The sequence below is a fragment of the Micromonospora sp. NPDC048839 genome, from assembly GCF_040649915.1.
In the GTDB taxonomy this organism is placed as follows: Bacteria; Actinomycetota; Actinomycetes; order Mycobacteriales; family Micromonosporaceae; genus Micromonospora.
Genome location: NZ_JBEZGL010000001.1, coordinates 77985 through 104627, shown reverse-complemented (window position 1 = coordinate 104627; position 26643 = coordinate 77985). Strand labels below are relative to the sequence as shown.

At 72.3% G+C, this 26643-nt stretch carries 26 protein-coding genes; 11 read left to right on the top strand and 15 right to left on the bottom strand.

Going from position 1 to position 26643, the window contains the following annotated elements; all coding sequences use genetic code 11:
• Window positions 1–50 precede the first annotated feature (50 nt).
• From AB0C25_RS00515 to AB0C25_RS00495, 5 genes are all read right to left on the bottom strand, one after another.
• Window positions 51–932 (bottom strand): potassium-transporting ATPase subunit C, encoded by an 882-nt coding sequence (locus AB0C25_RS00515; RefSeq protein ID WP_357368202.1) that lies wholly within the window; start codon window positions 930–932, stop codon window positions 51–53.
• Window positions 932–3127 carry a potassium-transporting ATPase subunit KdpB gene (kdpB, locus tag AB0C25_RS00510; protein ID WP_357368201.1) on the bottom strand — a complete coding sequence of 732 codons (2196 nt, stop codon included), beginning with the start codon at window positions 3125–3127 and terminating at the stop codon, window positions 932–934. The genes AB0C25_RS00515 and kdpB overlap by 1 nt, the downstream gene beginning before the upstream one ends.
• A 20-nt stretch (window positions 3128–3147) precedes the next feature.
• The gene (kdpA, locus tag AB0C25_RS00505; protein ID WP_357240738.1) at window positions 3148–4803 is read right to left on the bottom strand and encodes a potassium-transporting ATPase subunit KdpA; all 1656 of its coding nucleotides are present in this window, start codon (window positions 4801–4803) and stop codon (window positions 3148–3150) included.
• Window positions 4803–4892, bottom strand: a complete 90-nt coding sequence (gene kdpF, locus AB0C25_RS00500) for a K(+)-transporting ATPase subunit F (RefSeq protein ID WP_036390805.1) — start codon at window positions 4890–4892, stop codon at window positions 4803–4805. Before kdpF ends, kdpA begins: the two co-directional genes overlap by 1 nt.
• A gap of 495 nt (window positions 4893–5387) precedes the next feature.
• A complete protein-coding gene (locus AB0C25_RS00495; RefSeq protein WP_357368200.1) occupies window positions 5388–6428 on the bottom strand; it encodes an SAM-dependent methyltransferase in 1041 nt (346 codons plus the stop codon).
• Window positions 6429–6500: 72 nt separating this feature from the next.
• On the opposite strand from AB0C25_RS00495, the gene AB0C25_RS00490 reads away from it, so the two are divergent.
• Window positions 6501–7397: a zf-HC2 domain-containing protein gene (locus tag AB0C25_RS00490; RefSeq protein WP_357368199.1), complete on the top strand. Its 897-nt coding sequence runs from the start codon at window positions 6501–6503 to the stop codon at window positions 7395–7397.
• A gap of 107 nt (window positions 7398–7504) precedes the next feature.
• Complete coding sequence (locus AB0C25_RS00485; protein ID WP_357368198.1) at window positions 7505–7717, top strand: hypothetical protein; 213 nt, start codon at window positions 7505–7507, stop codon at window positions 7715–7717.
• A 68-nt stretch (window positions 7718–7785) separates the two neighbouring features.
• Here AB0C25_RS00485 and AB0C25_RS00480 read toward each other — a convergent pair whose 3' ends face one another.
• Window positions 7786–8430: a TetR/AcrR family transcriptional regulator gene (locus AB0C25_RS00480; RefSeq protein WP_357368197.1), complete on the bottom strand. Its 645-nt coding sequence runs from the start codon at window positions 8428–8430 to the stop codon at window positions 7786–7788.
• A gap of 50 nt (window positions 8431–8480) precedes the next feature.
• The gene (locus AB0C25_RS00475) at window positions 8481–8738 is read right to left on the bottom strand and encodes a hypothetical protein (RefSeq protein ID WP_357368196.1); all 258 of its coding nucleotides are present in this window, start codon (window positions 8736–8738) and stop codon (window positions 8481–8483) included.
• 161 nt (window positions 8739–8899) lie between these two features.
• On the opposite strand from AB0C25_RS00475, the gene AB0C25_RS00470 reads away from it, so the two are divergent.
• From AB0C25_RS00470 to AB0C25_RS00445, 6 genes are all read left to right on the top strand, one after another.
• The gene (locus tag AB0C25_RS00470) at window positions 8900–9118 is read left to right on the top strand and encodes a hypothetical protein (protein WP_357368195.1); all 219 of its coding nucleotides are present in this window, start codon (window positions 8900–8902) and stop codon (window positions 9116–9118) included.
• 494 nt (window positions 9119–9612) lie between these two features.
• A complete protein-coding gene (locus tag AB0C25_RS00465) occupies window positions 9613–10773 on the top strand; it encodes an acyl-CoA dehydrogenase family protein (RefSeq protein ID WP_357368194.1) in 1161 nt (386 codons plus the stop codon).
• A complete protein-coding gene (locus AB0C25_RS00460; protein ID WP_357368193.1) occupies window positions 10763–11977 on the top strand; it encodes an acetyl-CoA C-acetyltransferase in 1215 nt (404 codons plus the stop codon). Before AB0C25_RS00465 ends, AB0C25_RS00460 begins: the two co-directional genes overlap by 11 nt.
• Before the next feature lie 16 nt (window positions 11978–11993).
• Window positions 11994–14150, top strand: coding sequence for a 3-hydroxyacyl-CoA dehydrogenase NAD-binding domain-containing protein (locus AB0C25_RS00455; protein ID WP_357368192.1), 2157 nt, complete (start codon window positions 11994–11996; stop codon window positions 14148–14150).
• Window positions 14147–15433 carry a CaiB/BaiF CoA-transferase family protein gene (locus AB0C25_RS00450; protein ID WP_357368191.1) on the top strand — a complete coding sequence of 429 codons (1287 nt, stop codon included), beginning with the start codon at window positions 14147–14149 and terminating at the stop codon, window positions 15431–15433. The genes AB0C25_RS00455 and AB0C25_RS00450 overlap by 4 nt, the downstream gene beginning before the upstream one ends.
• A 145-nt stretch (window positions 15434–15578) precedes the next feature.
• Window positions 15579–15848, top strand: coding sequence for a hypothetical protein (locus AB0C25_RS00445; protein WP_357368190.1), 270 nt, complete (start codon window positions 15579–15581; stop codon window positions 15846–15848).
• Here AB0C25_RS00445 and AB0C25_RS00440 read toward each other — a convergent pair.
• Both AB0C25_RS00440 and AB0C25_RS00435 read right to left on the bottom strand, forming a co-directional pair.
• Complete coding sequence (locus AB0C25_RS00440) at window positions 15837–16715, bottom strand: cytochrome c oxidase assembly protein (protein WP_357368189.1); 879 nt, start codon at window positions 16713–16715, stop codon at window positions 15837–15839. The genes AB0C25_RS00445 and AB0C25_RS00440 overlap by 12 nt on opposite strands.
• Window positions 16712–17185, bottom strand: coding sequence for a DUF2243 domain-containing protein (locus AB0C25_RS00435; RefSeq protein WP_357368188.1), 474 nt, complete (start codon window positions 17183–17185; stop codon window positions 16712–16714). The genes AB0C25_RS00440 and AB0C25_RS00435 overlap by 4 nt, the downstream gene beginning before the upstream one ends.
• Window positions 17186–17642: 457 nt before the next feature.
• Between AB0C25_RS00435 and AB0C25_RS00430 the strand changes: the two genes are divergently transcribed.
• The 3 genes from AB0C25_RS00430 (at window position 17643) to AB0C25_RS00420 (ending at window position 20683) form a co-directional block, all read left to right on the top strand.
• Window positions 17643–18905, top strand: a complete 1263-nt coding sequence (locus AB0C25_RS00430) for a DUF2786 domain-containing protein (RefSeq protein WP_357252020.1) — start codon at window positions 17643–17645, stop codon at window positions 18903–18905.
• 138 nt (window positions 18906–19043) lie between these two features.
• Window positions 19044–19409: a YciI family protein gene (locus AB0C25_RS00425; protein WP_357368187.1), complete on the top strand. Its 366-nt coding sequence runs from the start codon at window positions 19044–19046 to the stop codon at window positions 19407–19409.
• Entirely contained in the window at window positions 19406–20683 is a 1278-nt protein-coding gene (locus AB0C25_RS00420; RefSeq protein ID WP_357368186.1) for a DUF6596 domain-containing protein, read from the top strand. The genes AB0C25_RS00425 and AB0C25_RS00420 overlap by 4 nt, the downstream gene beginning before the upstream one ends.
• A 25-nt stretch (window positions 20684–20708) precedes the next feature.
• Here the strand turns inward: AB0C25_RS00420 and AB0C25_RS00415 are convergent, their stop codons facing one another.
• The 6 genes from AB0C25_RS00415 to AB0C25_RS00390 form a co-directional block, all read right to left on the bottom strand.
• Window positions 20709–22205, bottom strand: a complete 1497-nt coding sequence (locus AB0C25_RS00415) for an alpha/beta hydrolase (protein WP_357368185.1) — start codon at window positions 22203–22205, stop codon at window positions 20709–20711.
• 120 nt (window positions 22206–22325) lie between these two features.
• Window positions 22326–22604 carry a hypothetical protein gene (locus tag AB0C25_RS00410; RefSeq protein WP_357368184.1) on the bottom strand — a complete coding sequence of 93 codons (279 nt, stop codon included), beginning with the start codon at window positions 22602–22604 and terminating at the stop codon, window positions 22326–22328.
• A complete protein-coding gene (locus tag AB0C25_RS00405) occupies window positions 22601–22948 on the bottom strand; it encodes an ArsR family transcriptional regulator (protein WP_357368183.1) in 348 nt (115 codons plus the stop codon). The genes AB0C25_RS00410 and AB0C25_RS00405 overlap by 4 nt, the downstream gene beginning before the upstream one ends.
• Window positions 22949–23113: 165 nt before the next feature.
• On the bottom strand, window positions 23114–23287 hold the full coding sequence (locus AB0C25_RS00400) for a CsbD family protein (RefSeq protein WP_036410891.1): 174 nt from the start codon (window positions 23285–23287) through the stop codon (window positions 23114–23116).
• Window positions 23288–23361: 74 nt separating this feature from the next.
• A complete protein-coding gene (locus AB0C25_RS00395) occupies window positions 23362–25614 on the bottom strand; it encodes a heavy metal translocating P-type ATPase (protein ID WP_357368182.1) in 2253 nt (750 codons plus the stop codon).
• A gap of 12 nt (window positions 25615–25626) precedes the next feature.
• A complete protein-coding gene (locus tag AB0C25_RS00390) occupies window positions 25627–26631 on the bottom strand; it encodes a hypothetical protein (RefSeq protein WP_357368181.1) in 1005 nt (334 codons plus the stop codon).
• Window positions 26632–26643: the final 12 nt, after the last annotated feature.

The following is a 26643-nucleotide window of genomic DNA, read 5'->3' as shown; positions in this document are numbered from 1 at the left end:
TCGGCGGGCGGGGCCGCGCCCGGTCGGCACGGCCCCGCCCGCCAATGCGCTCAGCGCGCGGCGAACTGCTTGTCGAGGGCGATGTTGAGTTCCAACACGTTGACCCCGGGCTCACCCATGAAGCCCAGCCCACGCCCTGCCGTGTGCTTCTCGACCAGGTCGCGGACCGCCGCCGGGTCCGCGCCGCGCTCGCGCGCGACCCGGTTCACCTGCAACTCGGCGTACGCCGGGCTGATCTGTGGGTCGAGACCGCTGGCGCTGGCGGTGACCGCGTCGGCGGGGACCGCCGGGTCGGCGGGCGCGTCGCCGCGGATCGGTGTGACCACCCCGCCTGCGGCCACGTAGTCCTCGCCGGGCTGGGCCAGCTCCACCGTCACCCCCTGGTACGACGAGACGAACGGGCTGGCCGGGGCGGCCTGGTTGACGCTCACCACCCGGGTGACGCGGCCGGTCAGACCGTCGGCGCGGAAGACCGCGAGCACGGCACCCACCCCGTCGTCGGTGCAGTACGGGCGTCGACCGTCGACGCCGTTCAGCTCGCCGACGGACTTGCTGCGCCCGCACACCTGGGTGAGGAGGCTCTCGCTGGACTCCTCCGGGTCGGTGGCGATGGTGTCGACGACGCTCTCCGGACCCAGGTTGCTGGCCGAGGTCGAGGTCGGGTCGTAGCCGTCGCCGGCGGCGGAGGGGCGGGACTGGAAGTAGCGGGCGATCGGGTTGCCGTCCGCGTCGGTGAAGGATTGGCCGATCAGCGCGCTGCCGACGGTGTTCCCGCCTGCGGTGATCAGCGAACCGTCGGCCTTGTGGTGGAGGCCGGGCAGCTGACCGAGCGCGACCAGGGCCAGCGGGTAGACGAGGCCGAGCAGCACGGTGAAGACGAGCACGGCGCGCAGCGCGGCGAGGTGTTGGGCGATCCAGGTGGGTAGGCGCATCACGAAATCCCCGGGATGAACTGGATGAGCAGGTCGATGAGCTTGATCCCGATGAACGGCACGATGATGCCGCCCAGGCCGTAGACCAGTAGGTTGCGGCCGAGCAGCTTCGACGCGGCGGCCGGCCGGTACCGCACGCCCCGCAGGGCGAGCGGGATCAGCGCGATGATCACCAGGGCGTTGAAGATGACCGCGGACAGGATCGCCGACTCCGGGCTGGCCAGCCGCATGATGTTCAGCGCGTCCAGGCTCGGGTAGAGGCCGGCGAACATGGCCGGGATGATCGCGAAGTACTTCGCGATGTCGTTGGCGATGCTGAACGTGGTCAGCGCGCCCCGGGTGATCAGCAACTGCTTGCCGATCTCCACGATCTCGATCAGCTTGGTCGGGTCGGAGTCGAGGTCGACCATGTTGCCGGCCTCCTTGGCGGCCGACGTACCGGTGTTCATGGCCACCCCGACGTCGGCCTGGGCGAGCGCCGGCGCGTCGTTGGTGCCGTCACCGGTCATCGCGACCAGCCGACCACCCTCCTGCTCCCGCTTGATCAGCGCGAGCTTGTCCTCCGGCGTGGCCTCGGCCAGGAAGTCGTCCACCCCGGCCTCGTCGGCGATCGCCTTCGCGGTACGCGGGTTGTCGCCGGTGATCATCACGGTCCGGATGCCCATCCGGCGCATCTCGTCGAACCGCTCCCGCATGCCGGACTTGACGACGTCCTTCAGGTGGATGACGCCCAGTGCGCGGGCGGGCTCACCGTCGACGTGCTCGGCGACCACGAGCGGGGTGCCGCCGGTGCCGCTGATCGCGTCCACGATCTCGCCGACCTGCTCGGTCGGGTGGCCGCCGTTCTCCCGTACCCACTTCATCACCGCTGCGGCGGCGCCCTTGCGGACCCGGCGGGCCGTGCCCACCGCGCCGCCGTCCACGCTGCCGTCCGGCGTCAGGTCGACGCCGCTCATCCGGGTCTGCGCGGTGAACGGTACGAACGTGGCGTGCGGCATCACGCCGGGCTCCCGCTCGCGCATTCCGAACTCGTTCTTCGCCAGTACCACCACCGAGCGCCCCTCCGGGGTCTCGTCGGCCAGGCTGGACAGTTGCGCGGCGTCGGCAAGCGCCGCGGGGTCGACCCCCTCGACGGGTACGAACTCGGCGGCCTGCCGGTTGCCGAGCGTGATGGTGCCGGTCTTGTCCAGCAGCAGGGTGTTGACGTCGCCGGCGGCCTCGACGGCCCGGCCGCTCATGGCCAGGACGTTGCGCTGCACCAGCCGGTCCATGCCGGCGATGCCGATGGCGGAGAGCAGCGCGCCGATGGTGGTGGGGATCAGGCAGACCAGCAGCGAGATCAGCACCACCCCGGTGACGCCGGAGCCGGTGATCGCGCCGCTGTCCGGCGCCGCCGCCTGGTACGCCTTGGAGAAGATGGCAAGCGGCTGGAGGGTGACCACGGCCAGCAGGAAGATGACCGTGAGTGCGGCGAGCAGGATGTTCAGCGCGATCTCGTTCGGTGTCTTCTGCCGGTTGGCGCCCTCGACCAGGGCGATCATCCGGTCGATGAAGCTCTCGCCCGGCTTCTGAGTGATCTTGACGATGATCCGGTCGGAGAGCACCTTGGTGCCGCCGGTAACCGCGCTGCGGTCACCGCCGGACTCCCGGATCACCGGGGCCGACTCGCCGGTGATGGCCGACTCGTCGACGCTGGCGATGCCCTCGACGATGTCGCCGTCGCCCGGGATGATGCCGCCCGCCTCGACCAGCACGACGTCGCCCTGGCGCAACTCCGGCGCGGGTACCGCCTCGTCACGGTAGGTGTTGGCCCGCGCGCCCGGCTTCCAGTCGATCAGCCGGGTGGCGATGGTGTCCTTCTTCGCCTGCCGCAGCGTCGCGGCCTGGGCCTTGCCCCGGCCCTCGGCGACCGCCTCGGCCAGGTTGGCGAAGACCACTGTCAGCCAGAGCCAGACGGTGATCGCCCAGGCGAACACCGACGGGTCGAGCACCGCCAGGACTGTGGTGAAGGCCGCGCCCACCTCGACGATCAGCATCACCGGGTTGCGCCACAGCGTGCGGGGGTCGAGCTTGCGTACCGCGTCCGGCAGGGACCGGATGAGCTGCTGGGGGTCGAGCAGGCCCCCGCCGATCCGGTTGCCCTGGGTGGCGGGCGTGCCGGGGAGTTGCTCTGTTGGGGCGGACGTGACGGACATGTCCTCGTTCCTCATGATGGTCAGAGCCCCTCTGCCAGCGGGCCGAGCGCGAGCGCGGGCAGGAAGGTCAGCGCGACGAGGACCACAGTGACGCCGACGACCATGCCGATGAACAGCGGTCGGTGGGTCGGCAGGGTGCCCTCGGACGCGGGGGTGGGTGCCTGGCGGGCCAGCGAGCCGGCCAACGCGAGCACGAAGATGAGCGGCAGGAAGCGGCCCAGCAGCATGCACAACCCGAGCGCGGTGTCCCACCAGGTCGTGTTGACGGTGATGCCGCCGAAGGCGGAGCCGTTGTTGTTGCTGGCCGAGGTGAACGCGTACAGCACCTCGGAGAGGCCGTGCGGGCCGACGTTGAGCGCCGTGGAGTTGTTACCGGTGGCGAACGCGGCCGCCGTACCGACGAGCACCAGGATCGGCGTGATCAGGAAGTAGAGCGAGGCGAACTTGATCTCGCGCGACCCGATCTTCTTGCCCAGGTACTCGGGGGTGCGACCCACCATCAGGCCGGCCACGAAGACCGTGATCACCGCAAGGATGAGCAGGCCGTAGAGACCCGAACCGGTGCCGCCCGGCGCGACCTCGCCGAGCATCATGTTGACCATCGTCATCATGCCGCCGAGCGAGGTGAACGAGTCGTGGAACGAGTTCACCGCACCGGTCGAGGTGAGCGTGGTGGCGGCGGCGAAGGTGGCCGAGTTCGACACGTCGAACCGCACCTCCTTGCCCTCCATCGCCGCGCCGACCGCCTGCGGCACCGTGCCGTGGCCGGCCAGCTCGAAGATGTTGGTGATGGCGACGCTGAGGAACGCGAGGATGCCCATCACCGCGGCGATGGCGTAGCCCTGCCGGTTCTGCCCGACCATCCGGCCGAAGACCCGGGGCAGGCTGAACGGGATCAGGAAGATCAGGAAGATCTCCAGCCAGTTCGTCCAGGTGGTCGGGTTCTCGAACGGGTGCGCGCTGTTGACGTTGTAGAAGCCGCCACCGTTGGTGCCCAGCTCCTTGATCACTTCCTGGCTGGCGACCGGACCACCGGTGATGGTCTGGGAGCCGCCGGTCAGCGTGCTCACGTCGGTGCCGCCGGAGAGGTTCTGCACCACGCCGCCGATCATCAGCGCGATCGCGCCGAGCACGGCGATCGGCAGCAGGATCCGCAGCACGATCCGGGTCAGGTCGACCCAGAAGTTGCCGAGCTGCCCGGTGCGGCTGCGGGCGAAGCCGCGTACCAGCGCGACCGCCACCGCGATGCCGACCGCCGCCGACACGAAGTTCTGCACGGCCAGACCGGCCATCTGCACCAGGTGGCCCATCGTCGACTCACCCGAGTACGACTGCCAGTTGGTGTTCGTCACGAACGACACGGCCGTGTTCCACGCGCCGTGCGGCACCACCGGGTCGAAGCCCAGGGACAGCCACAGGTGGTTCTGCACCCGCTGGAACACGTACAGGAACAGGATCGAGACGGCGGAGAACGCCAGCACACTGCGGGCGTACACGCCCCAGGTCTGCTCGGCGGCCGGGTTGACCCCGACCAGCCGGAAGATGCCCCGCTCGACCCGGGACTGCTTCGTGCCGGCGACCGCCCGGAACATGTAGTCACCGAACGGCTTGTAGACGGCGACGAGAGCCGCCACCAGCGTCACGATGAAGATGACGCCCGCTGTTGTCATGGTCATCAGAAGCGCTCCGGAAACAGCAGGGCGAACACCAGGAACGCGCCCAGGACGATCGCGAGCACCAGACCGACGGCGTTTACCGCGTTCACAGCTTCTCCACCGCCCGGACCACCAGGGCGAGCACTGCGAACAGCACCACCGTCAGGACCACGAACACCACGTCAGACACGCTGACTCCTCAGCCGGAAAGGTTCGTCGCGACCGCCTTCCGGTCGCGCCGGGCAATCAAAGCCCCACCACTCGCCGACGGCAGGGGTCATAACGCGACCATGACGGAGCCGAACCTTTTCTTGACGTGGTTTTCACACCCGCCCACTGAACAGGTGAAATGCGGCACAGACTCCGCGCTTGTCCGGGGGTGGGGGCCAGTTGCGCGTCCTTTGCTCTGCTTCAGCGGGCGCAACAACGAGGCGCACTAACCGTTGCGCTGGTTGAAGCAGAGCAAAGGACGCGGAGGGACCGTCCGCGACCCGGAGCGGACGGCGGCGCGGTGCAGCGCGGGCGGAGGTGCAGCGCGGGCGGAGGTGCGGGGCCGGGCGGAGGTGCGGGGCGGGGTCCCGGGCGGGCGGAGGTGCGGGGCCGGGTCAGGCCGGGCGGCGGGCCACCAGCACGTCGCGCATGATCGACTGGTCGACCCGGTGCCGCAGCGCGCGGTACGGCTCGGTGTCGACCACGGTCAGGCCGGCGTCGGCCAACGCCGCCGCCGCGTCCTCGCGACTGGCGACGTGGGTGTTCCAGGAGATCCCGAGCGCCCCGCCGGGACGCAGCAGCCGCGCCCAGACCGGCGCGGCGTCCGCGAGCAACGCCAGCGGATCGCGGGTCAGGCCCTTGTCGGCGGTACGGCTGCCGTGCTGCACGCCGTACGGCGCGTCGGCGACGACCAGGTCCACGGTCTCCGGGCGGAAGAACTCCGCCGAGCGGGCGGTGTCGGCGTTGACCACGTCCAGCAGTTGGGTCTGGCCGGCCTTGTGCTCCTCGCGGGTCGGGGCCAACTCGATCCGTACCCGCCGGCCGACCACCTTGCGCTCCCGCCGTACCGGCCCCGACTCCAGCACCCGGTGCTTGACCCGCTTCTGCTTCAGCCAGGTGGTGATGAACGCCCGGTACGCCTCGACGTCCTTCTGGTCGCGCTCGATGCCGGCGGCGTCGAACCCGTACATCAGGGCCTGGTTGAGGGTGGTGCCCCGGCCGCAGAGCGGGTCGAGCACCCGGAACCGGCGGGTGGTCAGCTCACCGGCCCAGTCCGAGGCGAGCAGGGTGACGTTGAGCAGCAGTTTGGTGAACTGCTCGTTGGTCTTGCCCGGGTACTTCTGGATGGTGAGCAGGTCGTCGTCGTAGCGGTCCAGTCGGCTCCACTCGATCGGCCGCAGCAGCTCACCGACGATCTCGAACAGCGCGTACCCGGCGGAGAGGTTGCCCAGGGCGGCCAGGTCCCGCTCGGTCAACCCGTCACCGGTGAAGGTGACGTAGGACGCCCCACCGACCATCTCGGTGTCCAGCTCGCCGATCTGGCCGTCGAGGGCCGAACGGCCGAAGATCTCCAGCTCGGCCCGGGTGAGGTCGATGGCGGAGCGGGCGTACACCCGGTTGGTGGCGGGCAGGATCAGCAGGCCGTAACGCGTCATGATCGGGCGAGTATTCCACAACAGCCCCCGGTCGCCGGGAACCGGAGCGCCCCCCGGAGCGACTACCGGTACATGGGGTGTGAGCAGTGGCGGGAGGTCCTGTCCGCGCAGTTGGACGGGGAGGAGACCGCCGCCGAACTGACGGCGGTGCAGGGGCACCTGGACGGGTGTGCCGATTGTCGGGCCTGGTTCACGGCGGCGGCCGCGGTGACGCGTCGGGTTCGTACCCGATTGGTGGCCGATGTGCCCGACCGGACCGCGGCGATCCTGGCCGCCGTCGCGGCGGAACCGGCCCGCCGGTCGTGGTGGCGGCGCGCTGGGTTGGTCGCCGGCCTGCGCGCGGCGTTCGGGCGCGCTGGGTTGGTCGCCGGGCTACGCGCGGCCTCCGGGCGCGCGGGGTTGGTCGCCGGGCTACGCGCGGCGCTCGGGCTGCTCGGCGCGGTGCAGTTGGTGCTCGGGCTGGCCCAGGTGGGCCGGGGCGCGACCGCCGATCATCTGCACCCGGCCGGCCAGCACCTGTGGCACGAGTCGGCCGCGTGGAACGTGGCGGTGGGTGCCGGGTTCCTCTTCGTGGCGGTCCGCCGCAGCCCGCCGGCCGGGCTGCTGCCGATGCTCAGCGCTTTCGTCGGCACGTTGCTGCTGCTCTCGGTCAACGACCTGGCCACCGGATCGGTGGGCGGGGAGCGGCTGGTCAGTCACGGGTTCCTGGTGGTCGGCTACCTGATCACCGTGTTGTTGTCCCGGCCCGGCCTGCGCCCCGGTGGACCTTCGCCGCAGCGGCAGCCAGCACCGTCGCGCTGGCGGTTCGGCACCGACGAGGTGGACCGGCCGCTGCGGGTGGTCCGCGCCGAGTCGTACCCGGCGCAGGCCGCCGACCGGCATGCCGCCCCGGCGGCGCGTGCTGGCCTTGCCGCCGCGGCGGCGCGTGCCGAGCGCGGTGGGCGGGCCGGCGGACGTCGCGCCGCCTGATCGCCGGCGGCGTCGACCGGCGAGACTTTCTTCGGTGCTCCGCGTCACCGGCAAGCGGGCTACGCGGTCCCGGGTTCCCCCGTCTCGTCGGTCTGACATTCGGGGTCGTGGGCGGCGTAGAGCAGGGACAACTGGCGGTGAAGCTGCCGCCGTTCGTCCTCGGCCAGTCGGTGTTTCTCGCCCTGACCGCCGTCGACGCCGGCATGCGAGCCGACCTGAACCTCGTCTCGCTGGTGTTCGACCCGATCGCCATCGTCATCCTGGCCGCCGTCATCGCGCTCCAGCTCCGCGAGTCGGCCCCCGCCGCCGCGCCGGTCTGAAGCCCGGCACCGGTGGCGGTGCCTGGACTTCGTCGGCGGGCGGCCCGACCAGGGCGGGATCGGGCAGCTCAGGCGGGCGGCGCTGGCCGGGTCGGGTCGGCGATGGCCTGCGGGATGACCTGCTCGACGATGGTCAGCAGGGTGGTGGTGAGCAGCAGGTGTACCTGGGCACGGGTCAGCGCGCCACGCTGGAGCCATTCCCGGGCGGTCGACGTGGCTAGCCCGCCGTACGCCCGGACCATCCCGCGCAACTCCTCGCGGTGCTCCGCCTCGCCGGCCAGACCGACGGCGACCAGCATCCGGTCCGCGGCGACCTCCTCGGCTTCGGCGAGCACCCGCTCCACGTCGGCGTCGCCGCCCATGCCCCGCGCGGTGACGGCGGCCAACCAGGAGGTGCTGTGCCGGGACACCACGTCGAGGAACCAGGTGACGCTGGCGTCGATCCGGGTCCGCAGATCCCCCTTGGGTAGCCGCTCCAGGGCAACCTCCGGGATGGTCACCATGACCCGGACGACCTCCAGGTAGAGGTCCTTCTTCGCGCCGAAGTAATGGTTGACCAGCCCACGAGCGACACCCGCCTCCCGGGCGACGTCGGTGGTCGACACCTCCGCGTACGGGCGCTCGCCGAAGAGCCGGACCGCGCAGGCCAGGATCTGCCCGCGCCGGGCGTCCGGCTCCAAACGGCGGCGGCGAGGAGTCGTCTCGACACTCATCTGCACGACCCTATCGAGCGCTCACAGGGCGACCATCGCCCTCACCTTGATCACCGCACACCCTGATGGCGCCGGACCAGGTGCCGGGCGACGTGGCGCAGGTTGGACGTCTCGGAGTAGAGCGCCGCGTTGATCGCCCCAACCGCGACCCCGGGCGCTCGCTGCACTCGATCCACGTCCTGGACCACCCGGCCGATCAACGTCAATCGACAACGGAGATCGAACAACTCCCTCCGCGCACAGTGCAGCGCTGTCTCCAATCCCCCGACCCGCTCCCGCAGCCACGCCAACTCCGTCGCCTGATCCATCGCGGCCCACCTTTCTCGGAACAACGCCGACGCCCGCCCGGTCCAGCAGCGGAACGACACCCTCCGACCACTCTCGGTCAGCGTCCCACGCCCTGTCAAGTCGGGGACCCCCGATCGGGTATCACCGATTGGGGATGGTTGAACGTGCCTACCGTCCAGGTGTGGGAGCTGAGGGGCCGGGCGAGCTGATGGGGCCGTATGAGATCGGCCAGCGGCTCAACGTGTCGCGGAGCCGGTTTCAGCAGATCGCCATGCGGCCAAGCTTTCCGAAGCCCTACCAGGAGTTGCGCGGAATGAAGGTGTGGCTGCGCGCTGACGTGGAGGCGTGGATCGCCGAGCACCGACCGCCGCGCCCCACCGACGGCGACGAGGCCGAGTAGCCCGCACGCCCCGCTTCGCGCCCGCCCACTCGCCGCCCGCCCATGGCGCCCGGTCGAACTGGGCATCAGTACCGGCTCGGCGCCCAGCAGCACCGGGTTCGCACGATCGATCCCCCTGCACAACCCCGTGATCGACACGCCGCACGCCCGAAGGCGCGAGTTCTCCGCAATCTTGGACAGTTTCCGTTAGCGGTGAACGGAAACTGTCCAAGATCTCCGCGCGTGCCGCCCTGGCCGTCGTCGATCATGGAGTTGTGGTGGGCGATATGGCCGCGCGTTCCCTCTTTGCGGGGCACCACGACTCCATGATCGACAGCGTCTAGGCCCCGGGGCCGCGCGATCTCGTGCTGTCGTACCCCAGTCAGGCCCCGGCGGTCCGGCGCAGCGGTGCCGGGCAGCGGACACCCGCCCGCCGCGGACGTCCTGACGACCTGCGGCCGGCTGCCGATCGAGACTTATTGACATGTTGCCAACAGCGCGCGAGGGTGGTGCACATGCCGACGCCCGACGGTCCCCCCTCGCCCTGGCGCGAGGCGGAGCACGACGACCTCGCCGACCTGGCCCGCACCTTCTTCACCAAGGAGGTGCTGCCGCACACCGACCGCCTGCTGGCGCAGGGCCACCCGGACCGCGAGCACTACCGCCGCGCCGGCGAGCTGGGGCTGCTGGGCCTGTCCGTCCCGGAGGAGTACGGCGGTGGGGGCGGCGGGTTCACCCACGAGGCCGTGCTGCTGCACGAGCAGGCGTACACCGGGGAGAGCAGCCTCGGGTTGGCCGTCCACAGTGGCATCGTCACCGGCTACCTGGTCGCGTACGGCAGCGAGGAGCAGAAGCGGCGGTGGCTGCCCGGCCTGTGCAGCGGTGAACTGGTCGGCGCGATCGCGATGACCGAGCCGGACGGCGGCTCCGATCTCCAGGCGATGCGTACCCGGGCGGTCCGCGACGGCGACGACTACCTGATCACCGGCGCGAAGACGTTCATCACCAACGGCGGCCTGGCCGACCTGGTCATCGTGGCCGTGAAGACCGATCCCGAGCAGCGGGCCGCAGGTGTCTCGCTGCTGGTCTGCGAGGTCGGCGGCGATCCGGAGGGCTTCCGTCGGGGCCGACTGCTGTCCAAGATCGGGCTGCACGCCAACGACACCGCCGAGCTGTTCTTCGACGGGTTCCGGGTGCCGGCGGCCAACCTGCTCGGCGACGCCGAGGGGCTGGGCTTCGTCCAGCTCATGCAGCAACTCCCCCAGGAACGGCTGGTCATCGGCGTCGGCGCGGTCGCGGCCATGGAACGGGCGGTCGAGCTGACCGTCGCGTACGCCAAGCAGCGCACCGCCTTCGGCAAGCCGTTGATGGGCCACCAGAACACCCGGATGGTGCTCGCCGAGTGCGCCACGCGTACCCGGGTCAGCCGGGTCTTCCTGGACGACTGCATCGTCCGGCACGCGCGCGGCGACCTGGACGTGGCGACCGCGGCGATGGCGAAGTCCTGGCTCACCGACGGGCAGTGCGAGGTCATCGACCGCTGTCTCCAGATCTTCGGCGGCTACGGCTACACGACGGAGTACCCGATCGCCCAGATGTACGCCGACGCCCGCGTCCAGAAGATCTACGGCGGCACGAACGAGATCATGAAGGAGCTGATCGCCCGTGCCCTCTGAGGCGTACGTCTATGACGCGGTCCGCACCCCGCGCGGACGCGGCCGGGACACCGGCGCGCTGCACGGGGTCAAGCCGATCTCGTTGGTCGTCGGCCTGATCGACGCGTTGCGTGAGCGCAACCCCGGCCTGGACGTCGGTCGGCTGGAGGACCTGCTGCTCGGCATCGTCACCCCGGTCGGCGAGCAGGGCGGCGATCTGGCGCGGGCCGCCGCGTTGCTGGCCGGGTTGCCCGACGAGGTGGGCGGGGTGCAGCTCAACCGGTTCTGCGCCTCCGGACTGGAGGCGGTCAACTCCGCCGCCGCGCGGATCCGCTCCGGCTGGGAGCACCTGCTGCTCGCCGGCGGGGTGGAGTCGATGTCCCGGGTGCCGATGGGCTCCGACGGCGCGGCCTGGGCCACCGACCCGCAGACCGCGCTCGCCACGTCGTTCGTGCCGCAGGGCGTCAGCGCCGACCTGATCGCCACCCTGGAGGGGTTCACCCGCGACGACGTGGACGGCTACGCGCTGCGGTCGCAGGAGCGGGCCGCGAAGGCGTGGGCCGGCGGGCACTTCGCCCGCTCGGTGGTGCCGGTCCGCGACGGCAACGGGCTGGACATCCTCGCCGTCGACGAGCACCCCCGCCCGGAGACCACCCGGGAGGCGCTGGCCCGGCTCACCCCGTCGTTCGCCACCCTCGGCGAGGCAGCCGGTTTCGACGCGGTCGCGTTGCAGAAGTTCCACTGGCTGGAGGCGATCGAGCACGTCCACCACGCCGGCAACTCGTCCGGCATCGTGGACGGCGCGGCGCTGGTGCTGATCGGTTCGGAGCAGGTCGGGCAGGACCTCGGCCTCACCCCGCGCGCGAGGATCGTCGGCGCGGCGGTCACCGGGGCCGACCCGACGCTGATGCTCACCGGCCCGATCCCGGCCACCCACAAGGCGCTCGCCGTCGCCGGGCTGACAGTCGACGACATCGACCTGTTCGAGATCAACGAGGCGTTCGCGGCCGTGGTGCTCAAGTACGTCCGCGACCTGGGCCTCGACCCGGACCGCGTGAACGTCAACGGCGGCGCGATCGCGCTCGGCCACCCGCTGGGGGCCACCGGAGCCATGTTGCTCGGCACGGCGTTGGACGAGTTGGAGCGCCGCGACCTGCGCCGTGCCCTCGTGACCCTCTGCATCGGCGGCGGCATGGGCGTCGCCACCGTTCTCGAGCGCTGCTGACCCGGGGGAAAGACACATGACCACCACCATCCGGTACGACCGCGGCGACGACGGCATCGTCACGCTCACCCTGGACGACCCCGAGCAGTCCGCCAACACCATGAACCGCGCGTACGCCGCCTCGATGAGCGCCGCGCTGGACCGCTTGGAGGCGGAGCGCGATCTCGTCGGCGTGCTCGTGACCAGCGCGAAGTCGACGTTCTTCGCCGGCGGTGACCTGCCCGAGATGATCCGGGCCACCCGCGCCGACGCGCCCGCCCTCGCCAAGTTGCTCGGCACCATCAAACGGGACCTGCGGCGACTGGAGACGCTGGGCCGACCGGTGGTCGCCGCGATCAACGGCTCCGCGCTCGGCGGCGGCCTGGAGATCGCGCTCGCCTGCCACCACCGGATCGCGCTGGACGCGCCGGACAGCCGGCTCGGGCTGCCCGAGGTGACCCTGGGCCTGCTGCCCGGGGCCGGCGGTGTCACCCGGACGGTACGAATGCTCGGCCTGGCCGGTGCGCTGACCACGGTGCTGCTCACCGGTCGGCGGATGCGCCCCACCGACGCCCTGGCCGCGGGCATCGTGGACGAGGTGGCCGCCACGCACACCGAGATGCTGGACCGGGCACGCACCTGGATCGCGGCGAACCCGCATCCGGCCCAGCCGTGGGACCGACCGGACTACCGGATGCCCGGTGGCACACCGGCCAGCCGCTCGCTGGCCGCCCAGTTGCCGGCCTTCCCCGCCACCCTGCGCAAGCAGCTCAAGGGTGCCCGGCTGCCCGCACCCGAGGCGATCCTGGCGACCGCCGTCGAGGGCGCACAGGTCGACCTGGACACCGCGTTGACGGTGGAGACCCGGCACCTGATCGGCCTGCTCACCGGGCAGGTCGCCAAGAACATGATCGGCGCGTTCTTCTTCGACCTGAAGGCCGTCAACGGAGGGGCCGCCCGACCGTCCGGCGTGGACGCCCCGCCGGTGCGCCGGGTGGCCGTGCTCGGCGCCGGCATGATGGGCGCGGGCATCGCCTACGCCTGCGCCAGCGCCGGCCTGGACGTCGTGGTCAAGGACGTCACGCCGGAGGCCGCCGGCCGTGCCCGGGAGCACGCCGAACGGCTGCTCACCCGCACGGTGCGCAGGGGCCGCGCCACGGAGGCGGACGCCCGTGCCGTACTGGACCGGATCACCACCACCGACCAGGTGGACGAGTTGGCCGGCTGCGACGCGGTCATCGAGGCGGTCTTCGAGGACCCTGCGCTGAAGCAGGCCGTCTTCGCCGAGGTGCTGCCGGTGTTGGCACCCGACGCGTTGCTCGCCTCCAACACCTCCACCCTGCCGATCACCGGGCTGGCCGAGGGGGTGGACCGGCCGGCCGACCTCATCGGCATGCACTTCTTCTCCCCGGTGGACCGGATGCCACTGCTGGAGATCGTGGTCGGCGAGCGGACCAGCGACACCGCCCTGGCGCGGGCGTTCGACCTGGGGCGGCGGATCGGCAAGACCCCGATCGTGGTCAACGACGGCCGGGGTTTCTTCACCAGCCGGGTGATCGGCAGGTTCCTCGACGAGGCGGTCGGCCTGGTCGCCGAGGGCGTACCGGCCGCGTCGGTGGAGCAGGCCGCGTTGCAGGCCGGCTACCCGACCGGGCCACTCGCGCTGGCCGACGAGGTGAGCCTCACCCTGATCCAGCGGATCCGCCGCCAGTTCGAGGCGGCCAGCGAGGAGTACCTGCCGCTGCCCGCGCACCGGCTCGTCGACGAGCTGGTCGACGCGTACGACCGGCCGGGACGTGCGGCCGGTCGCGGCTTCTACTCCTATGACGACGACACCCGGGGCCGGCTGTGGACCGGCCTCGCCGACCTGGTCACCGACGCCGGCCGGGCGGTGCCGTTCACCGACCTCCAGGAGCGGATGCTCTTCGCCGAGGCGCTGGACGCGCTGCGCTGCCTCGACGAGGGGGTGCTGCGCACCGAGACCGACGCCAACATCGGCTCGATCTTCGGCATCGGGTTCCCCGCCTGGACCGGCGGCGTGATCCGCTACGTCCGCCAGTACGCGGGCGGCCCTGCCGGCTTCGCAACCCGTGCCGGCGAACTGGCCGACAGGTACGGCGACCGGTTCACGCCCCCGGCCGACCTGGTCGACAGGCTCGCCGCCCGTCCCGCCGAACCGGCTGGCGTCGCGTGACGGCCTCCTGGCCGAGCCCCGGCAGACCGGATGGGGCCGACGACCCGGGTGCCGCACGGGGCGACGACCCAGACGCCGCACGGCACGACGACCCGGGTGCCGCACGGCGCGACGACCCGGGCGCCGCACGGCGCGACGACCCGGGCGCCGCACCGGGCGGTTCGCGCGGCGGGCCGTTGGCCGGGGTGCGGGTGGTCGAGTTGGCGAGCCTCGCGCCGGCCCCGTTCGGCTGCATGGTGCTCGCCGACCTCGGGGCGGACGTGGTGCGGGTGGACCGGCCGGGTGCCCCGGGCGCGGGGCGACTGGCCGCGCCGACCGGCGGGCCGTTGCAGCGCGGCCGGCGGGTGACCGCACTGGACCTGAAGTCCCCGGCCGGGGTGGCCGACCTGCTGCGCCTCGTCGAGCGGGCCGACGTGCTGGTCGAGGCGTACCGCCCGGGGGTCGCCGAGCGGCTCGGCTTCGGCCCGGAGGTGTGCCAGAGGCGCAACCCCGGGCTGGTGTACGCGCGGATGACCGGCTGGGGCCAGGACGGCCCGCTGGCGTCCCGGGCCGGGCACGACATCGACTACATCGCGGTGGCAGGGGCGTTGGAGCCGCTGGGTCGGGCCGGCGAGCGCCCGTACGCGCCGATGAACCTGCTCGCCGACTTCGGCGGGGGCGGCATGCTGCTCGCCGTCGGCGTGTTGGCGGCGCTGCTGGAACGCGAACGCTCGGGTGTCGGCCAGGTGGTCGACGCGGCGATGGTGGACGGGTCGGCGCTGCTCACGTCGTTCCTGCACGGGCTGCTCGGCAGTGGCCTGTGGGCCGCGCCGCGCGGGCGCAACATGTTCGACGGCGGTGCGCCGTTCTACGACACGTACGCCACCGCCGACGGCGGATTCATGGCCGTCGGCGCGATGGAACCGGCCTTCTACGACGTACTCCTCACCGGCCTCGACCTGGCCGACGACCCGGACCTGCCGGCGCAGTACGACCCGAGCGGCTGGGATGAGCTGCGCCGGCGCTTCACCGCACGGTTCGCCGAGCGGACCCGGGACGAGTGGACGGCGGTCTTCACCGACCTGGACGCCTGCGTGGCGCCGGTGCTCGCCCCCGGTGAGGCGCACCAACACCCGCACAACGCCGCGCGGGGCACCTTCGTCGAGGTCGGCGGCGAGATCCAACCGGCCCCGGCGCCCCGCTTCGACCGGACGCCGGCCGACCGGCCAACTCCGGCACCGGACCCGGAGCAGGACGTCCTACCGGTCGAGCAGATCCTCACCGACTGGCCGCGGCGCAACTGACCCAACGCGGTGGCGCAGGGCGGGTTTGTCTCACCGACCCGGTCCGGTGGATCCTGTCGGTGTGTCGGCGGATCTCGGCGACGAGCACGCGACGCGCGGCCGTCTCCCAGATCACCGCGTACCTCGACGCAGGGAGCAAACGAGTATGGACCTGTGGAAGAGCCACGTCAACGGAATCCTCTATGGAGTGCAGTTCGACCAGGTGCTCGACGACACGGTGGTGACTCGGGTGGCCGACGGGGTCACCGCTGGGCTCTACCCGGGGAACCGCGCCGAGACGCGGGAGGCATTGGGCCAGGCGCTGCGCTGTTCGGGTCCGCTGAACGACCAGGCTGAGACGCGGCACAGTGAGGAAAGCATCCGTTCGTTCCTGCACCAGCTCTCCGCCGCCCTGACCCCGCCCTCACCCTGTTGATCTTGGGGTTTGCGCCAGGGAGCCGCCCCTCGGCGACGCAAACCTCCTGATCGAGTGAGTGGGGTGGGGGCGGCGGGAGTGGTACCAGGTGGCGAAGAGGGCCGTCGCGAGTAGCAGCTCGGCCAGGTCGCCGCCGTAGTACATGAGCTGGGCGGCGGAACGGAACGCCTCCGGATCCCGGTCGGTGAGGCCCGGTGGGAGGGTTTCGGCCTGGGCGTACAGGTACTTGGCCAGAACGGCGTGTCCGGCCGCCGCACCCAGGAGCGCGCCGACCCGTACCGCCAGGCCCGGACGGCGCGGCGCCGGGTCCGGCCCGGTCAGGGACCAGGCGAAGAGATAGCCGGCGGCCAGGTAGTGCAGGTGTACGGCGTGATGCAGCGCGGGCTGACGCTCGGCCGTCGCGTACAGCGGGGTGAGCAGCACCAGCGCCAGCCCACCCGTGCTGAGCAGCGCGGCGATGACCGGGTGTGCGATCAGGTGCAGCGGGCGGGCACGCAGCAACCGGCCCACGGCCCGGCGTACCGGTGGCGGCGCGACCCGCAGCAGCAGAGTGACCGGGGCACCGAGCACCAGCCCGAGCGGGGCCAGCATGCCGAGCAGCAGATGCTGCGCCAGATGCCCGCGCGGATCGCCGGGGAGTTGGGCCAACGGCCCGACGGCGATCGCCAACATTCCGCACCCGACCAGCCAGGCGGCGGTCCGGCGATGATCCCAACCCCGGGGGTCGCGCGCGGCGGCCAGCAGGTAGCCGCCGGCCAGCAGCGCGACCGGGAACAGCGACAGCCAGGACGACGCATCCGCCGCCTGCCCGCCGTGCGCGAACGGCGGAACGGACCAGGCGGGCGGAGCCGGCAGCGGCACCGTCATCGGCGGCCGTCGCGCGACCGGGCCCGCCAGATCAGCACGGCGCCGGCCAGCAGCAGTGCCGCGCCGGCCACGTTCCACACCACGTCGTACGGCACGAGGTGCACCCCGTAACGGATCTGGTGCAGCCGGAGGACCTTGTGGTCGACCAGCCCGTCGAAGAGCTGGAACCCCCCGGCGCCGAGCAGGAGGCCACCCCAGGCGAGCCGGGCCGACAGGGCGTGTCGCCGGCGCAGGTCGGCGAACCAGAAGAACCCGGCGACCAGGGCGATCACCTCGGCCGCGTGCAGCAGCCCGTCGGAGAGCAGCGCCACCGACGGCGTCGACCTGTCGTAGAAGTGATGCCAGGCCAGCAACTGATGGAAGACGATCTCGTCCACCGCGGCCATGATCGCGATGCCGATCAGGACGCCGACGAGGACGGAGGCCCGAACGTCGACGGTGCGTGCCCTCGGCAGACTCGACTCGGCCACCACACACCTCGCATCCACCGGTCGAGGCCAAAATACCCCCAAACACCATGAATCTCGGCCACCAAGGCCGGCGCGGCGACACGCCCACCCCAAGGTCAACACGAGATCAGCGATATCGGCGTGTCCGGCCGGGTGGGATGCCCCGCTTTTCAGTACCCCGTGTTGATCAAGCGCAGGCGCGGCGGTCAAGGCCGCCGGACGGGAACGCCGGGCGGGTCAAGGCCGCCGGACGGGCACGCCGGGCGGGTCAAGGCCGCCGGACGGGAACGCCGGGCGGGTCAAGGCCGCCGGACGGGCACGCCGGGCGATCGAGGCCGCCGGACGGGCACCGCGCACGGCGGGCGCGGTCGGCGGCAACATCCCCGTTTCGTGCCTTCGGGGCCTCGCGCGGCATGATCATGGAGCTGGGGCGGGTCGGGCAGCCTCGCCGGCAGCGGAACCCGAGAAGGAGGTGCCAGTGCCGGACGCGGACGAACTCGTCGCCAACGCGCTCGCGGCGGTGCGCGGCACCGACGTACGGAAGGCCGAACGGCAGCTGGACCAACTGATGGTCGGCACCGGCGCGGCGGACGGCACCACGGCGGTGGACGCGGCGTTGCTGCGTCGCCTGGTCCGTGGCCTGGCGCGGCTCTGGCCGCGCGGCTGGCAGCCCGTCGACGTGGACCGGATCACCGGGCGGCGGCTCGACGGCCGCGCGGCGCGACTGGTCCGGGACGCGATGGCCGTGCAGCGGCGCGAGCAGTCGGATCCGGTACCGGCCTGGTTCGACGAGCAGTTGCGCGCGTTGGCCGCCGAGGTGCGGGCGGACGACGACCGGGTCTTGTCCGGCTGGTCCGCCCGGGAGGCGCTGGACCGGGTCGACGCGCTCCGCACCGCCGTGGACGTCCTCGCGCTTGTGGAGAGCCTGCCGCCGATCGCGGTGTTGCGCCCGCCACCCGGGTCGAGCGGGGCGGCGACCGCCCGGTCGGCCGGTCCGGCGCGCAGCGGGTCGCCGATGCTGGACCGGGTCCGGGCGCTACTGGCCAAGGCCGAGTCGACGACCTTCCCGGCCGAGGCGGAGGCGCTCACCGGTAAGGCGCAGGAGCTGATCGCCCGGCACAGCATCGACGAGGCGTTGCTGGCCGCCGGGGCGGAGCGCGGCGACGTGCCCGGCGGGGTACGCCTGAGCACCGACACCCCGTACGCGGGCGCGAAGGCACTGCTGGTGCAGGAGGTGGCGGCGGCGAACAGGTGTGAGGCGGTCTGGTCCGACGATCTCGGCTTCGCCACCGTGCTGGGCTGGCCGGCCGACCTGGTGGCGGTGGAGTTGCTCTACACCTCGCTGCTGGTCCAGGCCACCGCCGCCATGCTGCGCGGGCGGGTCGAGCGTCGGCAGGGGTCCGGACGGCGGACGAAGGTCTGGGACGAGTCGTTCCTCAACGCGTTCGCGCTGCGGATCGGCGAACGGCTGCGCGCGGCCACCGAGGCGGCAACCGACGCGGCGGACCAGGCGGCGGCCGAGACGGCCGGGGCGGAGCGACTGTTGCCGGTGCTCGCCGCCCGGGGCGAGGCGGTCCGGGAGCGGCTGGACACGCTCTTTCCCGGCGTCACCCGGCACCGACTCAGCGTGCGCGACGCCGAGGGCTGGTCGTCGGGCACCTCGGCCGCCGACCGGGCGTCGCTGGACGTCGGCGGCGGGCGGAAGCCCCGCCAGGTGCCGGGCCGACCCGATCGGCGCTGAGCCGCCCGGCGTGGGACCACCACCGGCGGCGATATCTGCGATTTTCTGCGCTACGCCGTAGGGAACGGGTCGTCGGCTCCGACCCTCCGGTGAGTCGCGCCCCGACCGGGGTACGGCACGAGTCTGAGGAGCGTCGCGATGAAGTACATGCTGCTGATCTGGAACCGGCCCGGCTTCACCGAGGAGCTTTCCGAGCAGGACCGCACCACCCTGTTCGGCGAGGTCGACGAGATCATGAAGGAGTTGACCGAGACCGGCGAGCTGATCGGCGGGCAGGCGCTGGCCAACCCGTCGCAGACGTTGACGGTCCGGGCCGTCGACGGCCGGGCCGAGGTCATCGACGGGCCGTTCATGGAGAGCAAGGAGCAGTTCGCCGGTTACCTGGCGGTCGACTGCGACAGCCCGCAGCGGGCCGCCGAGATCGCCGCCCGCTGGCCGGACGTGCGCTTCGGCGGCGCCATGGAGGTTCGCCCGATCATGGACGAGTCCGGAGCGGAGATGTGACCGACGACCGGACGGTCGAGGATCTGCTGCGCACGGTCGCGCCGCAGGTCCTCGGCCTGCTGGTTCGCCGGCACGGCCAGTTCGACAGGTGCGAGGACGCGGTCCAGGAGGCGCTGCTCGCCGCCGCGACGCAGTGGCCCACGCAGGGCGTACCGGACAGTCCGCGCGCGTGGCTGCTCACCGTGGCCACCCGCCGGCTCACCGACGAGTGGCGCAGCGAGAACGCCCGCCGGGACCGCGAGCTGGCGGTGACGCTGCGCGAGCCGGCGTACGCCGGGGTGGCCCCGGCGGCCGACGCGGAGCCCGCGGTGGCGGACGCCGACGACACCCTCACCCTGCTGTTTCTCTGTTGCCATCCGGCGCTGACCGGATCGGCGCAGGTGGCGCTCACCCTGCGCGCGGTCGGCGGTCTCAGCACCGCCCAGATCGCCCGGGCGCACCTGCTGCCGGAGGCGACGATGAGCCAACGGATCCGCCGGGCCAAGCAGCGGATCGAGGCCGCCGGAGCCCGGTTCACCATGCCCGGTCCCGCCGAACGGGACGAGCGGCTGCGCACGGTGCTCCGCGTGCTCTACCTGATCTTCAATGAGGGCTACACCGCGTCCAGTGGCCCGGATCTGCACCGGGCCGAGCTGACCGGCGAGGCGATCCGGCTGGCCCGCATCCTGCACGGGCTGCTGCCCGACGACGGCGAGGTGAGCGGGCTGCTGGCGTTGATGCTGCTCACCGACGCGCACCGGGCGGCTCGGCTCGGCCCGGACGGGGAGTTGGTGCCGCTCGCCGAGCAGGACCGCACCCGGTGGGACGTCGCCGCCAGCACCGAGGGGATCGCGCTGATCACCGACGCGTTGACCTGGTCGCCGCCGGGGCCGTACCAACTCCAGGCGGCGATCGCCGCGGTGCACGCCGAGGCCCGGACGGCGGCGGAGACGGACTGGCGACAGATCGTCGCGCTCTACCGGCTGCTGGCCCGGATCGCGCCGAACCCGATGGTCACCCTCAACCAGGCGGTGGCGGTTGCCATGGTGGACGGTCCACGGGCCGGGCTGGCCCTGCTCACGTCCCTGGACGCGGACGAGCGCACCGCCGGGCACCATCGGCTCGCCGCCGTCCGGGCGCACCTGTTGGAGCTGGCCGGGGAGGTCGGGGAGGCGCGGGAGGCGTACCTGGCGGCGGCCCGGGGCACCACGAGCCGGCCCGAGCAGCGGTACCTGGAGCTGAAGGCCGCCCGGCTGGCGGGAGTGCGACGGCCGCCGGCCGCCGGGCAGGTCTGACCCCCGGCGGCCGGCAGCGGCGCGGTCACACGTCGGGGTCGACGGCCGGGCAGGTGGTGCCCCGGGCCGGCACCTTCTGGTCGATCAGGTAGGCGTCGACGGCCCGCTTGACACACGGGCTGGTGCTGTAGCTGCCGTGCCCCCAACCCGCGTAGGTGAGCAGCACGCCGTGCCTGCCCAACTGCCGCGCCACGTTCGTGGCCCAGTTGTACCCACTGGCCGGGTCGTGCACGGTGGCGGCGATCAGCAACGGCACGTCGGTGCGCACCCGCAGCCGGTGCTGCGGGTTGGCGACGGGCGTCGGGGTGCCCAGGCAGGTCGCGAGGGCGAACACCGCCGTCGGGTAGCGCAGGTCGGGCGCGAGCCGGGCCACCCGGCGCAGGTGTTCGTCGTACTCCCGGTAGTCGCGGACCGGCAGGCTCCAGTCCTGGCAGAAGACCGCGAAGGGGTACGGCGCAACAGCGTCACCTATGGACGGGCCGGCCCTTCGCACCGTGGCGGGGGCTTCCATCGCGCCCAACCACTCGGCGAGCCCCGGCCAGCGCCAGGTGTCGTAGAACTCCCGGTGGGTGAGCCGGCTCAACTCGAACGGGGTCAGCACGACACCTGGCCGTTTCGGGTCGGTGAGCATGCCGGCCTCGGCGCGGGCGCGCAGCCCCTCCCAGATGGCCCGGAAGTCCCGCCCGTGCAGGGCGCAGGCGGCGGACCTGTCACACCAGGCGACGAACTCGTCGAACGCGTCCTCCGAGGTGACGGCCTGGGTGTCCAGGAAGGCGCGGGTGCCGACGCTGTGGTCCACCGCGGCCTCCAGCACCATGGCCTGGACCCGGTGCGGGAACAGTTCGGCGTACTGCTCACCGAGCAGGGTGCCATACGAGCTGCCGTGGAACGTGAGCTGCCGCTCGCCGAGCGCGGCGCGGATCGCGTCCAGGTCGCGGGCGGCGCTGATCGTGTCCACGTGGTCGTAGAGCGGCCCGGTGCGCGCCCGGCAGTCGGCCCGCAGCAACTCGTTGCCGGCCAGCGTGGCGTCGAACTGGGCCTGGTCGGCGATCAGTTGCGGCTGCTGGGCGAGCAGTGCCCGGGAGCAGACCACCGGGTTGCTGCCGCCGGTGCCGCGAGGGTCGAAGCTGACGATGTCGAACCGGCGTCGCAGGTCAGCACTGAACCGGGAGCTGCCGTTGACCATCCGGTCGACGCCGCTGTCACCCGGCCCGCCGGGGCCGAAGATCAGCGAACCCTGTCGGGCGGACGGGTCGGTGGCGACCCGGCGGGCCAGTGCCTGGTCGAAGCGCTCCCCCCGTGGTCGACTCCAGTCGACCGGCAGCGAGAGGGTGCCGCACTCGGCGCGGGTCTCCTCGACTGGGGGGTCCTGGGTGGGGGTGTCCTGGGCGGGGGTTTCCTCGACGCAGGGCTGCCACTCGATGGTGGGGTGGGCGGTGGCCGGGCTGGCCGGGGTCAGCCCGGCTGCCGTGAGGGCCAGAGCGGTCGCCCAGCCGACGGCGGATTTGCGTACACGCAGCATGAAGTGCTGTCCTCTCCGTGAGGGAGCGTTGCCGGTGAAACTCGCCCACTGGGCGAGGTGATGCTGCTTCCACCCGGGCCGTCGAGTAGCCGCTCGACGGCCCGGGGCCTTCGTCAGCGGTCAGTCGACCTCGACCAGGACGCGTTCGACAGTGGTCATCCGGGCCTCCATCCCGGCGAGCCGGCCGTCCATGGCCGCGAGCAGTCGGGCGTTCTCCGCCTGGGCCTGAGCGGCCGTCTCGGCGAGCCGGCGGTAGTCGTCCGCGCGGGACGCCTCGTACCGGGCCCGCCGGGTCTTCGCGAGCTGCACGATGGTCACCGTGACCACGCTGACCAGGAAGGCGAAGATGCCGATCGCGCCGACCACCTCGGTCCAGTCGTGGTCGCTCATTCCGGTCATCGGTTCGCTCCTGGTTGCTCGACCGAGTCGGGCACGGTCAGCGTCTCGGCCGCCGCCGCGATGATCTCGGGGGTGAGGGTGAGCACGAACGGCTGCACCTCGTAGTAGTTCATGGCTTTCCCGTCCTCCGACAACTCCAGGCTCGCGGTGACCAGCCCGGCCGCCGCCAGCTTCCGTAGGTGGACCTGCAACAGCGCTCGGCTGATTCCCAGTTGCCGGGCCAGCCCGCTGACGTAGGCACGCTCGCGGGCCAGCGCGGCGATGATCCGCAGCCGGTGCGGGTTGGCCAACGAGGCCAGCACCCGCACCAGGTCGTCGCCGATCGGCGATGGAGCACTGCTCACAACCGGCCCTCGCACATGCAAAGAGAAGTTAGCAGGTATGCCGACACGGCGATACGGACCGAGGGTGGAATCAGGGGGTTCTCAGGGTCGCGGAACGGGGCCGGACACACAGACACGCCGGGCCGGTGAATGATCACCGACCCGGCGTGCGGGTTACGTCGTACGTCAGCTCTTGAAGGCGTCCTTGATCTTCTCGCCGGCCTGCTTGAGCTTGGCCGTGGACTGGTCAGCGCGACCCTCGGCCTCGAGCTGCTCGTTATCGGTGGCGCGACCAGCGCCTTCCTTCAGCTTGCCGGTCGCGTCCTCGGTGGCGTTGTTGATCTTGTCGTCGAATCCCATTGCCAACCTCCATTGCAAGCGTCGCTACAACTCGACCAGTACCCCCACCGTCACCGCTCCAACCATTACCGCCGTCACAGTCCGCGACCGACAGCGGCCGGGCGGAACCGGCGCAGCCGCAGACTGTTCGCCACCACGAAGACCGAGGACAGCGCCATCGTGGCGCCGGCGATCATCGGGTTGAGCAGCCCGGCGGCGGCCAGTGGCAGGGCCGCCACGTTGTAACCGAACGCCCAGAACAGGTTGCCCCGGATGATGCCGAGCGTGCGGCGGGACAGGCGGATGGCGTCGACGGCGGCGTCCAGGTCGCCCCGGACGAGGGTGAGGTCGGACGCCTCGATCGCCACGTCGGTGCCGGTACCCATCGCCAACCCCAGGTCGGCCTGGGCCAGCGCCGGGGCGTCGTTGACCCCGTCACCGACCATCGCCACCGACCGCCCCTGCGCCTGGAGCCGCTTGACCACGTCGACCTTGCCGGCCGGCAGCACCTCGGCGATCACCTCGTCGATGCCCACCTCGGCGGCGATCGCGCGGGCCACCGTGGTGTTGTCCCCGGTCAGCAGGACCGGGGTGAGCCCCAGCGCCCGCAGCCGGGCCACCGCCGCCCGGCTGGTCGGCCGGACCACGTCGGCGACCGCGAGCACGCCCCGGGCGCGCCCGTCCCAGGCCGCGACGATCGCCGTACGGCCGGCGGCCTCCGCGTCGCGGACGGCCCACTCGACCTCCGGCGGTACGTCGATCTCCCGCTCCCGCAGCAGCCGGACCCGACCGACGAGCACGACCCTTCCGTCGACAGTGCCGGTCACGCCCAGCCCTTCGAGGTTGCCGAAGCCCGTCACCGGGGGCAGCGACCCCTCCTCGGCGGCGCTCGCCGCGACCGCGCGGGCGATCGGATGCTCGGAGGCGGCCTCCACCGCACCGGCGAGCCGGAGCAACTCGCCCCGATCCACGCCACTCGTCGGGACCACGTCCACCAGGGTCATCCGGCCGGTCGTCACGGTGCCGGTCTTGTCCAGCACGACGGTGTCCACCCGGCGGGTCGACTCCAGCGCCTCCGGACCCTTGATCAGCACACCGAGTTGGGCGCCCCGACCCGTGCCGACCAGCAGCGCGGTCGGGGTGGCCAGGCCGAGCGCGCAGGGGCAGGCGATGATCAACACGGCGACGGCGGCGGTGAACGCGGCGGTCGGGCCGGCCCCGGTGCCCAGCCACCAGCCGAGCGTGCCCACGGCGAGGGTGATGACGATCGGCACGAAGACACCGGAGATCCGGTCCGCGAGGCGCTGCACGGCGGCCTTGCCGCTCTGCGCCTGCTCGACCAGGTCGGCCATGCGGGCGAGTTGGGTGTCCGCGCCGACCCGGGTGGCGCTGACGATCAGCCGTCCACCCGCGTTGATGGTGGCGCCGACCACGCCGTCGCCGGGACCGACCTCGACCGGCACCGACTCACCGGTGAGCATGCTGGCGTCGACGGCGGAGGTACCCTCGTCGACCACCCCGTCGGTGGCGATCTTCTCCCCGGGACGCACCACGAACCGGTCACCGACGGCCAGCCGGTCCACCGGGATCAGGGTCTCCACCCCGTCGCGCAGCACCGCCACCTCCTTGGCGCCGAGGTCGAGCAGGGCGCGCAGGGCCGCACCGGCGGTCCGCTTGGACCGGGCCTCGAAGTAGCGGCCGGCCAGGATGAACACCGTCACCCCGGCGGCCGCCTCCAGGTAGATGGTGCCGGCGCCGTCGGTGCGGGTGATGTCGAAGCGGAACGGGTGTGTCATTCCGGGCAGGCCGGCGTCACCGAGGAACAGCGCCCAGAGCGACCAGCCGAACGCGGCCAGGGTGCCGAGTGAGACAAGCGTGTCCATGGTGGCCGCGCCGTGGCGGAGGTTCGTCCAGGCGGCCCGGTGGAACGGCAGCCCACCCCAGACCACCACCGGGGCCGCGAGGGTCAGCGACAGCCACTGCCAGTAGTCGAACTGCCAGGCCGGGACCATGGCCAGCAGGACCACCGGGACGCTGAGCACCACCGAGACCCAGAGCCGGGTACGCGGGCCACGCAGCGGATCGGCCGGTTCCTCGATCGGCTGCGGGGTCGGCAGCGCCGCCGTGTACCCGGTCTTGCGCACGGTCTCGATCAGGTCGTCCGGCGTGACGCCGTCGGCGTACCGGACGGTGGCCTTCTCGGTGGCGTAGTTGACGGCGGCGCTCACGCCGTCCATCCGGTTGAGCTTCTTCTCGATCCGGGCGGCGCAGGCGGCGCAGGTCATCCCACCGATCGCCAACTCGATCCGGTTGGGCGCCGCGGGCAGCGGTCTGCTGGTGGTGGTCATCGTGTGGTCCCGTCAGTTGTGCCCGTGTCCGGGGGTGCCGTGGTCGGCGCCCCCGCTCGGCGCGGGTCCGCTCGGGTTGGTGCCGGTCGGCGGGGTGCCGGTCGGCGGGGTGCCGGCGACGACTGTGAACTCGGCGGTGTGCACCGTCCCGCCGTGCTGGAAGTCGAGGTAGAGCCGGTAACTGCCGGCCGAGGGGACCTCGGCGAGGAAGCTGACGGCCGGGCCGGGCCGGGTCCGTCCGTCGCCCGGCGTCCCGTCCGGATGCACGTGCAGGTACGCGAGGTCACCCCGACGCAGTGCCACCAGGTGCCCGTACGCGCCCAGGTAGGGCTCCAGGTCGGTGACCGGTCGAGCGTCCCGGCTGACGGTGAACGTGAGCGGGGCGGTGCGGCCGGGCTGCGGCGAGCCAGTCAGGGTCACCGTGTAGCCGTCGACGGTGGTGCTGGTCGCCGGGGCGGGCAGCTGTCGTTCGGTCAGCTCGCCGGGGACTGTCACGTCGACACCGAGCGTCAGCGGCTCACCCCCGGTCGGGGCGAAGTCGGCGAACGCCCGCCACTGCCCGGGGCCGGCCAGCGGCGTGCCGACCCGCCAGGTGCCGTCCGCAGCCAGGTCGGGGTGTACGTGCCGGAAACCGGAGAGGTCCCGTCGGACCACGATCAGGTGCATCCTCCTGTCGTGCGCCACGTCGTACCGGGTCACCGGTTGGCCGTCCGGACCGGTGATCCGGAAGGCGAACTCGTCGGCCGGGGCGTCGACCGGGTCGAGGGTGTAGCCACGGTCGGTGACGAGCAGCCCACCGGGAATCCGGTCGGCCGGCCCGCCGCGCTCTCCCGTCGCCGGGACGGCGTCGCTGTCGTGCCGGCTCTCGGCGCCCCCGTCGTGCCGGCTCGCGGCGCCCCCGTCGTGCCGGCTCTCGGCGACCGGAGTGCGGTCGACCACCCGGCCGATCCCGTACGTCGCCCCGAAGATCGCCGCGAGGCCGACAGCGAATCCGACAAGTCTCGTCCCGGTACGCATGTCGGCCCCTCC

Bases quoted from the DNA above. Each gene is read 5' to 3' on its own strand.
- AB0C25_RS00400 (WP_036410891.1), bottom strand. From the start codon at position 23,287: ATGGGATTCGACGACAAGATCAACAACGCCACCGAGGACGCGACCGGC.
- AB0C25_RS00395 (WP_357368182.1), bottom strand. From the start codon at position 25,614: ATGACCACCACCAGCAGACCGCTGCCCGCGGCGCCCAACCGGATCGAG.
- AB0C25_RS00495 (WP_357368200.1), bottom strand. From the start codon at position 6,428: ATGACGCGTTACGGCCTGCTGATCCTGCCCGCCACCAACCGGGTGTAC.
- AB0C25_RS00425 (WP_357368187.1), top strand. From the start codon at position 19,044: ATGAAGTACATGCTGCTGATCTGGAACCGGCCCGGCTTCACCGAGGAG.
- AB0C25_RS00475 (WP_357368196.1), bottom strand. From the start codon at position 8,738: ATGGATCAGGCGACGGAGTTGGCGTGGCTGCGGGAGCGGGTCGGGGGA.
- AB0C25_RS00455 (WP_357368192.1), top strand. From the start codon at position 11,994: ATGACCACCACCATCCGGTACGACCGCGGCGACGACGGCATCGTCACG.
- AB0C25_RS00440 (WP_357368189.1), bottom strand. From the start codon at position 16,715: ATGACGGTGCCGCTGCCGGCTCCGCCCGCCTGGTCCGTTCCGCCGTTC.
- AB0C25_RS00515 (WP_357368202.1), bottom strand. From the start codon at position 932: ATGCGCCTACCCACCTGGATCGCCCAACACCTCGCCGCGCTGCGCGCC.
- AB0C25_RS00490 (WP_357368199.1), top strand. From the start codon at position 6,501: ATGGGGTGTGAGCAGTGGCGGGAGGTCCTGTCCGCGCAGTTGGACGGG.
- kdpB (WP_357368201.1), bottom strand. From the start codon at position 3,127: ATGTCCGTCACGTCCGCCCCAACAGAGCAACTCCCCGGCACGCCCGCC.
- AB0C25_RS00445 (WP_357368190.1), top strand. From the start codon at position 15,579: ATGGACCTGTGGAAGAGCCACGTCAACGGAATCCTCTATGGAGTGCAG.
- AB0C25_RS00415 (WP_357368185.1), bottom strand. From the start codon at position 22,205: ATGCTGCGTGTACGCAAATCCGCCGTCGGCTGGGCGACCGCTCTGGCC.
- kdpA (WP_357240738.1), bottom strand. From the start codon at position 4,803: ATGACCATGACAACAGCGGGCGTCATCTTCATCGTGACGCTGGTGGCG.
- AB0C25_RS00465 (WP_357368194.1), top strand. From the start codon at position 9,613: ATGCCGACGCCCGACGGTCCCCCCTCGCCCTGGCGCGAGGCGGAGCAC.
- AB0C25_RS00480 (WP_357368197.1), bottom strand. From the start codon at position 8,430: ATGAGTGTCGAGACGACTCCTCGCCGCCGCCGTTTGGAGCCGGACGCC.
- AB0C25_RS00410 (WP_357368184.1), bottom strand. From the start codon at position 22,604: ATGACCGGAATGAGCGACCACGACTGGACCGAGGTGGTCGGCGCGATC.
- AB0C25_RS00390 (WP_357368181.1), bottom strand. From the start codon at position 26,631: ATGCGTACCGGGACGAGACTTGTCGGATTCGCTGTCGGCCTCGCGGCG.